A 16,098-nucleotide genomic window follows, 5' to 3' on the forward strand; every position below is an offset into this window, starting at 1 on the left:
TATCCCTCCAAGTCCTCGCTGCGCTCCGGGCTTTCCGTCCTACCAGGTTTATGTAACCAGGGTAGCTGATTCTTGGGAATATTCAAACCCTACAGATTTTGAAAACCTGCGAGGTTTATTCAGCACGGAATTCAAGAATATCACCAGGCTGACAATCTAAAACTGCACAGATGGCTTCCAAAGTCTCCAGGCGGATGGCCTTTGCCTTGCCTGTTTTCAGAATAGATAAGTTAGACATCGTTATCCCCACCCGCTCACTTAACTCGGTAAGCGACATTTTGCGACGGGCGAGCATCACGTCTAAATTTATAATAATAGGCATTTGAGTAAATAAAATTAAAATGTTTTCGTTTAACCTAAATGGTTAAATCAGTTTCCTGTTTAAGGCTTCTGGAATACGAAAGCAACTCGTAAATTACGCTAAGTATAGCAACGAGCGAAATTACGCCCAAATTTATATTTTCAGCAATTATAGGCTGATATTTAAATGCTTTACCGGTCAAGTCCTCAACATACCCTTTCATTGCCCAAAAAGAAAGAAATTTTAAGCTAAAAAATAAAATAATGCCTGCACCCACCCATTGCCACAATTTAACTTCGGTTAAGTTCTCGAGCCATTCTGGCCGCTTGTAAGCTATAAAAAGTATTATACTTCCCAGGATCAGATGAAAAGCAGCATGAGCACCAAGGCCGTCAATCCCCGCGCCTGATAAAATAATAGCCTGCTTTAACGTTGGTTTAAACGCGTATGAACCTATATGGCTATTGGTAAACCTGGCCTTCCCAATAGTTTTTACTTCCTGCACTACGTTATTTTCAACTAAGTTAATCGAAAGCGTTCCTGCTTGATAATGATCCACAGCATCAATTAAATGATTGGCTACAGACGTGATCGCGATAAAAATCAAACAAAATCCGGAGTACCTAAAAATCTTTATAAGCTTGTTCATAAAATGTGTAAAATGGTCAGTTTTTTGCCTTCTGTATAATGTTTACCTCACTGACATAAAATCATGTTGACTTTAGTCAGTAAAGAATACCTTTTTTTGTATTTCTCTGTTTAATAAGGAGAAACAGAAAGGTCATATTTATTTAAAATTTACTGTACAAAGATAAAATAAAATTATTAATAATCAAAATATTTTTATTGAATTACAATAAATAATTATTATAAAACAGATATATACACATCAGAACACGAAAATACATCAAAAACTTTATTGGAATGATTTTTGTTGTAAGTAAAAGTAGAAAAAACGTGTGCAAACGGTAACATTTTCAGCATTTTATCCTTTCAATTTGCAATACAATTTCGTAACTTTGCACACTTCAATAATTAAAAGAGCACACAAAACGTATAAATGAGACAACTCAAGATAACGCAATCCATTACCAACCGTGAAAGTCAGTCGTTAGACAAATACCTGCACGAAATTGGTAAAGTAGATTTAATAACGGCAGAAGAGGAAGTAATTTTAGCAAGGAAGATTCGTGAGGGCGATCAGGCTGCATTAGAGCGGTTAACCAAAACCAACTTGCGTTTCGTTGTGTCGGTTGCAAAACAATATCAAAATCAGGGTTTAACTTTAGGCGATTTAATTAATGAGGGCAATTTAGGTTTAATTAAAGCGGCAAAACGTTTTGATGAGACTAAAGGTTTCAAATTTATTTCTTATGCGGTTTGGTGGATCCGTCAATCTATTTTGCAGGCTATTGCCGAGCAAAGCCGTATTGTACGTTTGCCTTTAAATCAGGTAGGTTCGTTAAGTAAAATCAGCAAAGCTTTTTCTAAGCTCGAGCAAGAATATGAACGTGAGCCTTCTCCGGAAGAATTAGCTGATATTTTAGAAACTACGGTTGATAAAATCTCAGATACTTTGAGCAATTCAGGCCGTCATGTATCTATGGATGCCCCGTTTGTTCAAGGTGAAGAAAATACATTATTGGATGTATTGGAAAACCATGAACCAAATACGGATAGCTCATTGATCAACGAATCTTTATCGGAAGAAATTAAACGTTCTTTATCTACTTTAACCGAAAGGGAAAGAGAAATTATCGTTTTATTCTTCGGTTTGGGTTCTAACCACCCACTTTCATTAGAAGAAATTGGCGAGAAATTTAATTTAACACGTGAGCGTGTTCGCCAGATTAAAGACAAAGCGCTACAACGCTTACGTCATACGTCAAGAAGCAAAATCCTAAAATCTTATTTAGGATAGTAGTTTAGATTCAAAGAAATATTAAAAGACCGGCATTTGCCAGTCTTTTTTTATTTAACAGGTTTATAAACCATAATAGAAAAGATGCTACTTCCGACAAATCTTTTCTATTATACGCAACTAAATTTATCGTTATGATTTTATATCTTTAAATCATGTCGATTGCTTTGCTCAAAAAATCCATAACTATATACAAACCCATTTTTTTATGGAATATACTGGTTAGTCTTTCAACTGCGGTATTCTTCATTTTAAATGGTTTCTCGCAACCGGGCATTTATTCTTTCGCCATATTCATCAAACTTATTGGCTGGTCATTTTCTGCAGGTATATACTTTATGTTTTATCAATCCACAGCCTACTTTTTCAAAAATCAAGGCATAGGATTTAGAAAAATCATGCTTAACCTGGTTTTATATGATTTAATTTTTTTTATTGGAATCTTAGTGGTATCATCAATATGCAGGAACTTTCTATCGACAGTGTTAATCAATTTTTTGCAGACCGCGAAGTATTAAGCAGCGTTTACTTAAACTGTAAAATCGGTGAAGTAGTCGGTTTGCTGGGCAGAAACGGATCAGGTAAATCCACTTTGCTACAAATCATTTTTGGGAGCATAAAAGCAAATTTCAAACACCTTAACATCAATAATAAAGTATATCAAAAAGGTTACCAGTCTAAGAATCTTTCGTATTTACCACAAGATAATTTTATCCCAGACCGGATCACTGTTTTGCAGGCTGTTGATACATTTTGCAGAAAGCAAAAAGCTGAATTAAAGCAAATTGACTTTGTGACCAATCATTTGAGTGCAAAATTCTATAATTTATCCGGCGGAGAGCGAAGATTTATGGAATGTTTGTTAATGATTTACAGCGATACGGAATTTATACTTCTTGATGAGCCATTCTCGCAATTATCGCCATTATGGATAGAAGAATTAAAAAAGCACATCAATAAAGCAAAAGCAAAAAAAGGCTTTATTATTACCGATCATTACTACCAGTCTATCTTGGATATTTCTGACAGGGTGGTATTGCTGCATAACAAATGTAATTATACCATCAATAATGCAGATGACCTGGTCACACATGGCTACTTGTCTGGATTCACAGCTTAAACTTCGAGTATAGTTCACACTGATCTGATAGTGTTCAGAAGTTCCAATATCTTTCCTGTTGAAATTAAATACCCTGAAACAAGTTCAGGGTGACAACTTCTTCCTCTTAAAACAACAGGTGTTTAACCGTTAATCCATTATTGATCAACTGCTTTAATGAATCGATACCAATACGTAAATGGGTTTCCACATACCTTTCGGTTACCGTACTATCGCTTTCTGCAGTTTTAACGCCTTCAGGAATCATCGGTTGATCAGAAACCAAAAGCAAGGCGCCTGCCGGGATTTTATTCGCAAAGGCTGTGGTAAAAATCGTCGCTGTTTCCATATCCACTGCCATTGCACGCAATGTTTTCAAATACTTTTTAAATTCTTTATCATGTTCCCAAACCCTACGGTTGGTGGTATAACAGGTCCCTGTCCAGTAATCCCTGCCATGGTCACGTATTGTAGTGGAAATTGCCTTTTGCAATGCGAAAGCTGGCAAGGCAGGTACTTCTGCAGGCAGATAATCATTCGAGGTACCTTCTCCCCTAATGGCAGCAATAGGTAAAATCAAATCACCCAACTGGTTCTTCTTTTTCAATCCACCACATTTACCCAGAAAAAGCACTGCTTTAGGCTTAATGGCCGTTAGCAAATCCATCATGGTTGCTGCCAGCGGGCTTCCCATACCAAAGTTGATAATCGTAATACCATTTGCGGTAACACTTTGCATCGGCTTATCCAAACCCATAATCGGCGCATTATCATTCCATTCGGAAAACATGCTTACATATTTACTGAAATTGGTTAACAGGATATAATCACCAAATTGATCTAACGGCCTGCCCGTGTAACGTGGCAACCAGTTTTTAACAATCTCCTCTTTTGATTTTAATCCTGATTTAACCGGACTTTCAACTTCTTTTATTTTTTTTGATTTCTCGACAATCTCCTCGTCTTTTTTTACATCTTTTTCTTCATTCATAATAATTAGTTTAGCGCTATGCGTATTACAAAAAATCCTCCCGCTTTCGCGAGAGGATTTGAATTTTATGCGGCCTGCAACTTTTTAAAGTCGGCTTTTTCAAATTTTTCTATCGCGTAATCGAGATTGATGTGCAATTCCTTCACGTCAGTCCGTGTCGGCGTATCAAACATCGCGTCCAACATAATCGCTTCGCAGATTGATCTTAAACCACGTGCGCCCAATTTGTATTCCATCGCTTTATCTACAATGAAATCCAGAACTTCATCTTCAAAAACCAACTTCACATCTTCGTAAGCAAAAAGCTTCACATACTGTTTGATGAGTGAATTTTTAGGCGCTGTTAAAATATTTCTTAACGATTCTTTATCCAATGGATTTAAGTGAGAAAGAACTGGTATACGGCCAATTAATTCCGGAATTAATCCAAATGATTTTAAATCCTGAGGTGTAATATACTTATAAAGATTTTTAAGATCTAATACCATCTCATCTTTCTTTACTTTGTAACCTACTGCCTGGGTACGTAAACGGTTGGCAATTTTACGCTCAATACCGTCAAATGCGCCACCACAGATAAATAAAATGTTATTGGTGTTTACCGGGATCATTTTCTGATCCGGGTGCTTACGTCCACCCTGAGGTGGAACGTTTACTACCGTACCTTCTAAAATTTTCAGTAAGGCCTGTTGAACACCTTCGCCCGATACATCGCGTGTAATAGAAGGATTATCGCTTTTACGCGCTACCTTATCTACCTCATCTATATATACAATACCACGTTCGGCGGCGGTTACATCGTAATCTGCTGCCTGAAGCAATCGGGTAAGGATACTCTCAACGTCTTCACCAACATAGCCCGCTTCAGTTAAAACCGTAGCATCGCAGATACAAAATGGCACATGCAAAATTTTCGCAATGGTTTTAGCCAGTAAAGTTTTTCCGGTACCTGTTTCGCCCACCAGCATGATATTCGACTTCTCGATCTCGATCTCGTCTTTATCTACCTTTTGATTCAGGCGTTTATAGTGGTTGTAAACAGCAACAGACAATACTTTTTTTGCATCATCCTGACCGATAACATACTGATCAAGATGTTGTTTAATTTCAAGAGGCTTTAGTAAATTAATTACCTCCTGAATATTTTTCGTGCCTTTAGTACCTAATTCCTGTGCAAGCAACTGATTGGCCTGGGTAACGCATTTATCGCAGATAAATGCATCCATACCTTCAATCAACATCAACGTTTCATGCTTGCCAGAATGGCAGAATGAGCAACGGGATTCTTTATTTTGTTTCGCCATCTTTTTTTGCGTTTCTCGATAATACTTCATCAACCATACCAAATCCTTTAGCCTCATCAGCTGTCATCCAGTAATCGCGATCTGAAGCTTTCTCTACCCAATCATAGGTCTGGCCAGAGTGCTCTGAAATAATATCGTATAATTCTTTTTTCAATTTCAACATCTCTCTTAAGTTGATCTCCATATCAGATGCCACACCTTGTGCACCGCCTGATGGCTGGTGAATCATTACCCTTGAGTGAGGCAACGCAGCACGTTTACCTTTGGCACCGGCTACCAATAAAACAGCGCCCATTGATGCGGCCATACCAGTACAGATTGTTGCTACATCTGGCTGTATATACTGCATGGTGTCGTAAATACCTAAACCGGCATACACCGAGCCGCCTGGAGAGTTAATGTAAATCTGGATGTCTCTATCGGCATCTGTTGATTGTAAAAACAATAACTGCGCCTGAATGATATTTGCATTCTGATCATAAATTGCATCGCCTAAAAAGATAATGCGATCCATCATTAACCTTGAAAAAACATCCATCTGGGCTACATTCAGCTGGCGTTCTTCAATAATATACGGCGTCATGTTCTGAGGGTTCAGATTAGCCTGTGCAATAAATTTATCTACGTGTAAACCGCCAATTCCCTGATGTTTAACGGCAAATTTTCTGAATTCTTGTGAGTCTATGTTCATGAGTTATGAGTTTTTAGCAGAGGGCATAGAGTTTCAAGCTCCTGTTCCCCATCGTTTCGTGAATAATAAAAAAACCAAAATATAAATAATATTTTAATTATGTTGGTTTAGACAAAGAGTATACCATATCAAAATCTATGACAATATAGCACCCTGCTACTTCAAACTTTTAGAAAAGCTGGAAATCATCCTCGCTAAAATATCCAAATCTTCCAATAAATCTGCCAAATCCTTGTCAGAAACTAGTAATCTTAAATTTAACACCAAAAGAATATTGGCATTTTCAAAAACGGACCGATGTGCATAGTTTAAAAAACGTTTGAAATCGGCAGCAGAATTGGAACCAGACCCTTCTGCGATATTATTGGATACGCTAAGAGCAGCCCCTCGAAGCTGCTCTGCGAATCTAAACTTTTTTATTTCTTCTAATTTTTCAGAAATATCAATTAATTTATTGCCTACTATAATGGCTCTCTGCCAAATTAGCAAGTCTTGAAATCTAAATTTTGCCATATAGCAAAATAAGATTTTATATTATGATATTAAAAGCTCCTGGCTCTATGCCCTATGCTTTTTTCTCTACCAACGCGACAAACTTATCGTAATCAATATCTTTTTGCTCTAGAGTAACAACAGATTTAATTTGTTCGAAAGTTTTTAATGCTTTTACTTCTTCGAAAACACGGTTTGCATTTTCTTTTTCCTGTAAAAACTGAACAGCATATTGAGCCAACTGATCTTCAGGAAGCGGACTTGGGCTGTACATTCTGAATTGTGCATCCAATTTAGCTTTAGCTGCCTGAACAACATCCTCATACTTGATTTCAATGCTATTATCTTTGATGATTTTGTTTTCGATCAACGTCCATTTCAGATTTTTAGCGAAATCATCATAACCCTCAGCTAATTCCTCATCCGTTAGTTTTTCGTTTGTAGCTTTTAACCAGCGACGTAAGAATTCGTCAGGCAATTCAAATGCGTGTTTAGCTAATAATGCTTCATAAATATCATTAGATAATTTACGCTCAGCATCTTGTTTAAACATACTTTCTACTTCTTCGGTGATTTTTGCCCTGAAACCAGCTTCGTCAGTTACCGTACCCTCACCAAATAATTTATCAAAAAACTCCTGGTTTAAATCAGACTCTTCTAAACGGTTAACGTTTTTAACATGAAGCTTAAAGCCCCCTTTTAGCGCAGCAGCTTCGTCTTCTGAAATGTTTAAAGCTTTTGCAATTACAGCAGCATCTTCGAATGCTTTTTGAATATCAATGGTTACTTCATCGTCTTTCTTTAAACCAATTAGCGATTTAAGAATGTTTTTATCTTTGATTTGATCTAAACGAACACTTCCTGTACTGGTAATGCCACCTTCAACAGCGGTACCATCTTCAGCCACCTGGGTCAATTCGGCGTAAAGCACGTCACCATCAGCTGAAACCTCAGGATTGGTCATTTTACCGTAGCTACGACGGATATTTTTGATACGGCTCTCTAACGTTTCCTGATCAGCTTTAATCACGTATTCGGTAAACTGATCTTTAGATGAAATATTTACGTCGAAAGCCGGAGCTAAACCTAATTCATAATCAAACTCGAAATCATCGGTATTATCCCATTTGAATTCACGTTCATTGTCCATTTTAGGGAGTGGCTGACCTAAAATTTCCAATTTTTGCTCAGCGATATAGTTAGATAAGGTATCATTCAACAAGTTGTTTACCTCTTCTACTAAGATACTTTTGCCGTACATCTTTTTAATGTGGGCAGCAGGAACCATTCCTTTGCGGAAACCAGGTAATTGTGCTTTTTTAGCTTGATCTTTAATAGCTTTATCTACTTTTCCAGTGTAATCAGCAGGTGCGATCTTGATTTTTACAACAGCATTTAAGTTGCCGGTTTTTTCCTGTGTAATATTCATTTTTTCTGAGATATATTAAGATGTGCTTCAGATCGGGGCATTGAGACATGATAAAACCATATATCGACACAACCGAAACAGTACATCAATTTTTATTAATCAATGTTTTTTAAAAACAAAACCGTTCCGATGTAAACATCGGAACGGCCTTTATCTTGTTGTGCGGAAGAAGGGACTCGAACCCCCACGCCGTGAAGCGCCAGATCCTAAGTCTGGTGCGGCTACCAATTACGCCACTTCCGCAGTTAGGATGTTGTAAGGACTGCAAAGATAGAAACAAGATTGGATAATCAAAAGGTATCACCCATATTTTAGTGTGTATTCTTTAAAATAAATGCTAACTCATTAATTTTTAAGGAGAAAATTTTACGGGCGAATGCATTTTCCACAAGTCCGTGTAATCGTTAAACGGCTTTGCCCCCTATTTCAACATCTATTTCACTAAACGGAAATACCGGTGATAGGAATTTAAAAATGGGCGGCTACAGAACTTCCTTTAATCTTTAAAACACCAAACTTACCCAGGAACGAAGCCGAACCATATCCTTGACTGATAAAAAATATAAAATTGGTGTCACCGTGAACGGAGTCGATGGGTATCACTTTTAATCGATTACCATTATAGATAGGTCGTCGACTACATGACCATTGATCACAAAAAAACCGCCCTGGATATCAGAACGGTTTACATATAGTGCGGAAGAAGGGACTCGAACCCCCACGCCGTGAAGCGCCAGATCCTAAGTCTGGTGCGGCTACCAATTACGCCACTTCCGCAGATAGGATGTTTTAAGGACTGCAAAGATAGAAACTTAATTGAATAATCAAACTTTTATGAATTATAAAATTTGATCCGGAAGGTGCGTGAGACACAAACCAAGAAAAGTACCAGCCAAACCAGCTTAATACTTTTATTACAATTCCATTTAATTAAAATCTTACCAGCGTTACATCAACCAGTTCCGGACCACCGTCGACAGGATAACCCATAACTTTTTTTCCTTTAATCGTAACCTTTTTATCTAAATACGAATCCAGGTTTATGGTTCCACTTTTCAAAGCATAAGTTTTATTGTCAGCTTTTAATAAATGCGTACCGTATTGAAAAGTAGTGATCCCTAGCTTTTCTATTGTTCCACTTGCGGTGACCGTACTGGTTTTTTCTCCATTTTTAACTGAACTGCAACCAGAAATTGCCACTACAAATAAGGCTAATACTAATTTCTTTTTCATATGATTATGTTTTTACCAATATTGCTTATTAAATAACACTTATTGTAATTATGATAACGATCGAAATTAAAGATATGCTACAAATGATAAAAAATTGCGTCTAAAGATCAATAATTTGCTTCTGGAATTCAAAAAAGTATTGAACTGCTTTAACCAATCGACTTCCATACCAACTGAACATTTCGCCGTCAACCAGCATTACTTTAGTATTTGGAATGGCCTCATTTATTTCTTTTATATGTTTTTCGCTAAAAGGATAAGGTTCTGATGAAAGCAGAATCAGTTCACAGTTCAAAGTGTTCAGTTCCTCAAGCATTATTTCGGGATAGCGATCCTGATGGATGATGTTCATCATACCATTGCTTAGCAAAATATCATCAATAAATGTATTTTTTCCCGCAGCCATATAAGGCTTCCGCCAGATGAGATAGGCCACCTTTTTATCAATTTTATTTTGAAGCGCAAGTGTTTTCAGGTCATCAAATCCCGCTGATATTAAATGGTTGAGGTAACTGGCTTCTGGCTGCCGGTTTACCAGCTCGCCTATTTGCGCTATGGTTTTCATGGCATCATCCAAAGTGAAGATGTCGCTCATCCATACCGGAAAATATTCGGCTAATTCTTCGATATCGGACTGTGTATTTTCTTCTTTGTTGCCGATAATGAGATCTGGCTCTAAATCCTTAATCAGATCAATGTTCAGCTTTTTGGTGCCGCCCACCTTGGTACGCTCCGCAAATTTTTCTATCGGATGGATACAGAATTTAGTTAAACCAATAATTTCCGTATCAAGGCCCAGATCGAATAACAATTCGGTTTGAGAGGGCACCACAGAAACAATCCTTTTGGGTGGAAAATTAATGGTCACCGCCCGCCCCATCTGATCGGTAAACGTTTTTTGCATATGGCAAAGGTAATTAACCACAGTTAAAAAGGATTGTTCCCACTGGAAATATGTTAAGTTTGAATCTTGATATCTTCTTTTATAAGGCCATCTGCAATGTGTAATATACGATTTCCATACTGGGCATTTTTTTCTGAATGGGTAACTTGTATAATGGTAATACCCTCCTCTTCATTGAGCTTTTTAAACAGGCTCATAATTTCTTCAGCCTGGGCCGACTGTAAATTTCCCGTAGGCTCATCAGCCAGAATAATGGAAGGCTGCGCTGCCAGGGCCCGTGCGATACCTACCAACTGCTGCTGACCGCCCGACAATTGATTTGGGAATAAATCTTTTTTAGCCACGATATTAAACCTGTCGAGCAGATCGGCTATCCTGCTGGCGCGTTCGGCGCTACCCACCTTTTTATATAAAAGTGGCGCCTCAATGTTTTCGTAAACCGTCATCTCATCAATTAAATGGTAAGCCTGAAACACGAAACCGATATGGTTTCGGTAAAGCTCAATTCGTTTACGTTCATTTAAACTGGTTACATCTTCGCCCATAAAGTAATAATTACCATAAGTGGGCTCTTCTAACATGCCGATAATGTTAAGCAAGGTAGATTTTCCGGCACCGGATGGCCCCATAACAGAAACAAATTCGCCTTGATTAATGGTAGTGGTAACTAAGCGTAACACATAACTTTTAACACCTTTGCTGGCGTAGTATTTTTCGATATTGGTAAGTTGTATCATATTTTTAGTGTTGAGCGCAATGCGTTTGGCGGCTAGTGAAAAATCTAACCTAAACACCAAACGCTATACGCGGGTGTTATTCATATTTAAGTGCGTTTACCGGGTCGGTTACAGCGGCTTTTCGTGCCTGTATACTTACCGTAAGGATGGCTATAATTACTGAAATTAACGTAGCAGCGGCAAAAGGTATAAAGGGCACGTCTATCCGATAAGCAAAGCCTTCAAGCCATTTTTTTATAATAATATAAGCAATAGGCCAGCTGACTACATTTGCCACAACCACCAGAATCAGAAAGGATTTGTTGAGCAAGCTTACAATCTGGATGTTTGATGCCCCAAGCACTTTTCTTACTGCAATCTCCTTGGTTTTCCGCTTAGCCACGAATGTAGAAAGTGCAAATAAACCAAGTAATGACAGGGAGACAGAAACCAGGCTGAACAATACAATCATATTCATAAATCGCCTATTCTCTTCGAGGATTTTCGAAAAAGCATCGTCCAGAGAATTGTACTCTATCGGAAAGTTCGGATACAGCATTCTCCACTCCTTTTCAATTTTACTGATGATCTCTTTATTTTGAGCCGTATTGAAACGCACCAGTAAATTGTTTGTATTTGAAGTACCTCCAAGTCTGGTTACCTTATAAACCGTTGGCAAAACTGCTTTATCAAAGCCTTCGTTATGATAGTTTTTAATAATGCCAACCACCTGAAAAACATTGTTCTTACCTTCCCAATCGGTTTTTTGATAGGTCTGTCCGATTAAATTTTTTCCGAATAAATTTGCAGCTGCTTCGTTTAAAACAACAGTATTAACCGTATCGCTTTTATATTCCCTGGAAAAAATCCGGCCTTGCAATACTTTCACACCAAGCGCCGGCAGTGCGTCCATCGTAACGGTAACGGTATTTAAGTTTATGGGTTTGCCCTTGTATTTAATTTCTTCAGGCACATTAAAACTATTGCCTAATACCTGAGTAGTCGTTGCAACATACTGCACACCTGGTATTTTCTTCAGCCTTTCGACAAAGTTATCTTCATAATTAGTCTTTATATTGATAAGATTTCCTCTTTCAAAGCCTAAATCCTTGCTACTCATAAACCGGGACTGCATTTCCATTACACCAATGGATATGATAAACGTCACCGAAATGACAAACTGAAAGACAACCAATACGTTACGAAGAACTACGCCTCGCAAACCGTTTTCGTAATTGCCTTTTAAAACAGCTACAGGATTATAATTAGATAAAACCCAGGCCGGGTATAAACCTGCAAGCAAGGTTACAAACAAAAACAGGCCTACCAGCTGGGCAATCAGGACCAATAACCTGGCATTGTGCCAAAAACTTAAAGCCACATTAAACTGCTGGTTAAAAGCTGGCAAAACCATTTCAATTAAAACAATACAGAGAAAAAGCGAAATCAGGCTCTGCAACCCCGATTCAACCAAAAACTGAGCGGTCAATTGGCTTTTATAAGAACCCAGTACCTTTTTTACCCCTACTTCCTTGGCCCGCTGAACAGATTGTGCCGTGGCCAGATTGATAAAATTAATGATTGAAACCAGGAGTAAAAATGCCGATATGGCCATTACAGGTTTTAACTTTTCGAACCAGCTCAGGGTATACGGCGGATTGGAATGCACAGTTGCTAACGGGATGACTTTTAAGCCCGGCAACTTTTTAGGTTTTTGCATATCTTCATAATCCTCCTCCTGTCCTTTCAATAAGTTTTTCCTGAAATCGACATATAATTTCTGTAAAGTCTGGTTCAATACCAACGTGTCGCTGGCTTTATTCAGTTTAGTAAACATCAGGCAATAATTGTTATTGGTCGGTTCATCAGGGTCTTTATCTTTATTTCCGGTTCTCATAATGGCACTAAAATGAACACTTTGTGGCGTTTTAGGCTCACTGATTATACCGGTAACCGTTAATACATTGCCTTTATCGTCCCTCCAGCGGATAATTTTTATTGTTTTACCCAAAGCTTTTGTTGTGCCGAAAAGCTTTAAGGCAATGCTTTCTTTTAAAACGATCGTGTTCTTGTTTTCAAGCGCTTTATCGGCACTGCCCTGAACAAACTGATAATCGAAAACCTTAAAAAAGCTGCTATCCGAATCTTTGATCTTATTCACCATAACCGGATCGGCGTTGTCTGTTTTAACCGAATAACCACTGCCAAAACTCCAGTCGTTATCTACTTTAGTTACTGCAACTGCCTGTGGCAATTTCGTCCTGATCAAATTTGCGATGCGGCTGTTTGAAACCTCATTCCAGTGTTCCTTATTATCAGGGGTAAAAAAATCATGTTTTTCCCTAATCTGATAGACGTTTTTTAATTCCGGAGACCATTTATCGTAACTTTCTTCATGATTGATATACAAAATCATGAGTACAAAAGCAGTTAGTCCAAGGGCCAGGCCAACAATATTTATGGTGGCATATACCTTGTTTTTCCAAAGATTACGTAAAGCGATTTTGAGGTTAAGTTTAAACATATTTTTTAAGGTTAAAGGTGCGACGTTTAGCAATAAGCGGGAAAGTAACGATGAATGCCAAGCGCTTACCGCAGTTCATTATTCATATTTTAGTACATCAATAGTATTTGCCGAGGCCGCTTTATATGAGCGGATACTGACCGTAACCAGCGTAATTGCCATTGATATGGCCATAGCCAATGCAAATGGCCAGATGCTGATATCAATTCGATAGGCAAAACCGGCTAACCATTTCGAAACAAAAAGATAAGCAAGGGGCCATGCCACGATATTGGCAACGAAGACCATAACGAGAAAAGAACCATTCAGCATTTTTACGAGCTCAAGCGTTGAGGCTCCCAGAACCTTCCGGATGGCAACTTCTTTAGTTCTTTGCGTGGCCACAAATGAGATTAATCCGAATAAACCGATAAATGAAATGAAAATAATCACACCGGCAAATATTTTAAACAACACCCCCATAATCTGTTCACTTTCATAGTAACTGTTGATGGTTTCATTTACAAAAGCTGAATCAAAAACCCCGTTAGGAAAAGTACTGTTCCATATTTTATCAATCTCTTTCATTGTAGCAGCAATTTGTTTGCTATCTATTTTCACCGCCACATTCCAATAATCGTTTTTTCCGGGAAAAATCGCAAGTGCCGAAATCTGCTCTCTTAATGACTGGTCGTTAAAATCCTTTACCACACCTGCAATAGGCACGGTATTCCCACTCGCATAAATTACTTTTCCTATTGCCTCCTGAGGGTTTGTAATCGACATTTTCTTCAGGAAAGTTTCATTAACCACACAGGCATTTGCGGTATCACTCTTATGATATAATTTTCCGGCAATTAATTTCAAATCAAAAACCTTAAAGAAATTTTCATCTGCCCGAATATTCCTTAATTCGAAATCCTTGTTTTTGACGCCATTGTAGGTAAAATCGCTGGAGTTGATGTTACCCGATAATGGCGGCGACTGGCAAAAACTAATATCTTCAACACCCGGAAGTTTGCTTATCCGCTCTTTAAACGTGTTATATTTGATTTTACTTAAACTGTCATTAGGGATACCAACCATAGCAACGGCATCCGGATTAAATCCCAGTGATTTTTGCTGCACAAACTGCATCTGCCTTATCACTACCAAAGTTCCGACAATAAGAACTACGGTAATTGCAAACTGAACTACAACTAAAATTTTCCGAAGGCTCAACCCTCCTTTATTCAATGCTATTTTATTTTTTATAGCCAGGGCAGGTTTAAAACCGGAAATAATAAGTGCCGGATAAAATCCTGCAAGAAAAGCAATGAATAGAACCAGTAATGCCATGAATGCAAAGATTGATGGATGACCAAAAAGGCTGAATTCGATCCTGCCCTTGAAAAGATGCTGCATGTGCGGTATGGCCAGTTCAGTAATTACACACGCAATAAGTAAAGCGGCTAAACTGACTACAAAAGTTTCGGTTAAGAACTGATAGATCAGTTGGCTGCGTTTGCTGCCCATTACTTTACGGACGCCTACCTCTTTTGATCGGGTTACCGACTGTGCAGTACTTAAATTAATGAAATTAATACAAGCAGTAATGATCAGGAACAGACCAATTATAGCCAGCCCGTAAATCTGACTACGGTTGATAGATGCATTTGCGAAATTATCGTATTTATCGCTGAAATGAATAGCTCTTAATGCCTGTAATTTGTTTTCCTGATTACCCGCTATTTTATCAACCGGATAATATTTTCTATTAAAATTGGCTATTGATTGCTGCAAATCTTCGGGTTTAAGACCTTCTTTTAGCAGGACATAACTACAAAAGGCGGAGTTGACTGAATCCCAGTTACTATTGAACCGACCTTTGTAGGTTTCGTAACTAATTACAATTTCTAGAGGGAAACTGCTGTTTTGTGGCATATCCTGAATAATGCCAGCTACTTTCAGGTTAATTTTTTCGCCAAGCCTGATGTTTTTTCCAATCGCATCTTTTACGCTACCAAAAAACTTTTCAGCATATTGTGCTGACAGCACAACAGTATTGGGTTCTGCCAGGGCAAGTTCCGGCACACTGTAGATCCACTTAATATCACTTAAGACATTAAAAAAATCGGGTTGCGCATAATATACAGCCTCCTGACTTTTCATTTTCTCTTTTCCGTTGGCATCGTTTATCTGTAGAAAGGCGTTTCTTTTTACAATTGAACCCACTTTTTCAAATCCAGCAATTTCATTTCGGGCAGCCGCAGCAAAAGGCACGGGTACTCCTGAAGAAAAATCTTCGTAGGCGCTGTATTTCCAGTTGGTAACTACCCGATAAATCCGATCCTCATTTTTATAACCTTCATCGAAACTGAGCTGAAAACGGATAAAAATGAAAATCAGGATACAGCTTGCCATCCCTATAGACAGGCCAAGGATATTAATCAATGTATAACCCTTGTTTTTCCAAAGGTTTCGCCAGGCGATTTTAAGATTAAGTTTGAACATATGGTTTAAGGTTTAGGGTGT

14 protein-coding genes and 2 tRNA genes are annotated in these 16,098 nt (G+C 38.1%); 2 read left to right on the forward strand and 14 right to left on the reverse strand.

Annotation, left to right across the window (positions count from 1 at the left end):
• Nucleotides 1-115: 115 nt before the first annotated feature.
• Nucleotides 116-322 (reverse strand): helix-turn-helix domain-containing protein, encoded by a 207-nt coding sequence (locus ACIQXP_RS01430; protein WP_090982160.1) that lies wholly within the window; start codon nucleotides 320-322, stop codon nucleotides 116-118.
• Nucleotides 323-356: 34 nt separating this feature from the next.
• Nucleotides 357-950 carry a hypothetical protein gene (locus tag ACIQXP_RS01435; RefSeq protein ID WP_387504282.1) on the reverse strand — a complete coding sequence of 198 codons (594 nt, stop codon included), beginning with the start codon at nucleotides 948-950 and terminating at the stop codon, nucleotides 357-359.
• A gap of 411 nt (nucleotides 951-1,361) precedes the next feature.
• On the opposite strand from ACIQXP_RS01435, the gene ACIQXP_RS01440 reads away from it, so the two are divergent.
• Nucleotides 1,362-2,222 carry a sigma-70 family RNA polymerase sigma factor gene (locus ACIQXP_RS01440; RefSeq protein ID WP_010601359.1) on the forward strand — a complete coding sequence of 287 codons (861 nt, stop codon included), beginning with the start codon at nucleotides 1,362-1,364 and terminating at the stop codon, nucleotides 2,220-2,222.
• Nucleotides 2,223-2,682: 460 nt separating this feature from the next.
• Nucleotides 2,683-3,342 carry an ATP-binding cassette domain-containing protein gene (locus tag ACIQXP_RS01445; RefSeq protein WP_293743412.1) on the forward strand — a complete coding sequence of 220 codons (660 nt, stop codon included), beginning with the start codon at nucleotides 2,683-2,685 and terminating at the stop codon, nucleotides 3,340-3,342.
• A gap of 106 nt (nucleotides 3,343-3,448) precedes the next feature.
• On the opposite strand, the gene ACIQXP_RS01450 is transcribed toward ACIQXP_RS01445, so the two are convergent.
• The 12 genes from ACIQXP_RS01450 to ACIQXP_RS01505 all read right to left on the reverse strand — a co-directional run bounded on the left by ACIQXP_RS01450 (nucleotide 3,449) and on the right by ACIQXP_RS01505 (nucleotide 16,077).
• The gene (locus ACIQXP_RS01450; protein WP_186462428.1) at nucleotides 3,449-4,312 is read right to left on the reverse strand and encodes an AMP nucleosidase; all 864 of its coding nucleotides are present in this window, start codon (nucleotides 4,310-4,312) and stop codon (nucleotides 3,449-3,451) included.
• A gap of 65 nt (nucleotides 4,313-4,377) precedes the next feature.
• Nucleotides 4,378-5,616, reverse strand: coding sequence for an ATP-dependent Clp protease ATP-binding subunit ClpX (clpX, locus tag ACIQXP_RS01455; RefSeq protein WP_293743411.1), 1,239 nt, complete (start codon nucleotides 5,614-5,616; stop codon nucleotides 4,378-4,380).
• The gene (clpP, locus tag ACIQXP_RS01460; protein ID WP_090982152.1) at nucleotides 5,600-6,307 is read right to left on the reverse strand and encodes an ATP-dependent Clp endopeptidase proteolytic subunit ClpP; all 708 of its coding nucleotides are present in this window, start codon (nucleotides 6,305-6,307) and stop codon (nucleotides 5,600-5,602) included. The genes clpX and clpP overlap by 17 nt, the downstream gene beginning before the upstream one ends.
• 156 nt (nucleotides 6,308-6,463) lie before the next feature.
• Nucleotides 6,464-6,820, reverse strand: a complete 357-nt coding sequence (locus ACIQXP_RS01465; protein WP_205058986.1) for a four helix bundle protein — start codon at nucleotides 6,818-6,820, stop codon at nucleotides 6,464-6,466.
• A gap of 52 nt (nucleotides 6,821-6,872) precedes the next feature.
• A complete protein-coding gene (tig, locus tag ACIQXP_RS01470; RefSeq protein WP_293743408.1) occupies nucleotides 6,873-8,228 on the reverse strand; it encodes a trigger factor in 1,356 nt (451 codons plus the stop codon).
• A 161-nt stretch (nucleotides 8,229-8,389) separates the two neighbouring features.
• Nucleotides 8,390-8,471 (reverse strand) — tRNA-Leu (locus ACIQXP_RS01475).
• 452 nt (nucleotides 8,472-8,923) lie between these two features.
• Nucleotides 8,924-9,005, reverse strand: a tRNA-Leu gene (locus tag ACIQXP_RS01480).
• A gap of 153 nt (nucleotides 9,006-9,158) precedes the next feature.
• The gene (locus tag ACIQXP_RS01485) at nucleotides 9,159-9,461 is read right to left on the reverse strand and encodes a hypothetical protein (protein ID WP_387504280.1); all 303 of its coding nucleotides are present in this window, start codon (nucleotides 9,459-9,461) and stop codon (nucleotides 9,159-9,161) included.
• Nucleotides 9,462-9,561: 100 nt separating this feature from the next.
• The gene (locus ACIQXP_RS01490; protein ID WP_387504279.1) at nucleotides 9,562-10,365 is read right to left on the reverse strand and encodes a helical backbone metal receptor; all 804 of its coding nucleotides are present in this window, start codon (nucleotides 10,363-10,365) and stop codon (nucleotides 9,562-9,564) included.
• A 53-nt stretch (nucleotides 10,366-10,418) separates the two neighbouring features.
• Nucleotides 10,419-11,102, reverse strand: coding sequence for an ABC transporter ATP-binding protein (locus ACIQXP_RS01495; protein ID WP_387504277.1), 684 nt, complete (start codon nucleotides 11,100-11,102; stop codon nucleotides 10,419-10,421).
• A gap of 76 nt (nucleotides 11,103-11,178) precedes the next feature.
• Nucleotides 11,179-13,605, reverse strand: a complete 2,427-nt coding sequence (locus tag ACIQXP_RS01500; RefSeq protein WP_293743402.1) for an ABC transporter permease — start codon at nucleotides 13,603-13,605, stop codon at nucleotides 11,179-11,181.
• A gap of 78 nt (nucleotides 13,606-13,683) precedes the next feature.
• Complete coding sequence (locus ACIQXP_RS01505) at nucleotides 13,684-16,077, reverse strand: ABC transporter permease (protein ID WP_293743401.1); 2,394 nt, start codon at nucleotides 16,075-16,077, stop codon at nucleotides 13,684-13,686.
• Between the last annotated feature and the right edge of the window lie 21 nt (nucleotides 16,078-16,098).

This window comes from Pedobacter suwonensis (genome assembly GCF_044762335.1).
GTDB lineage: Bacteria > Bacteroidota > Bacteroidia > Sphingobacteriales > Sphingobacteriaceae > Pedobacter.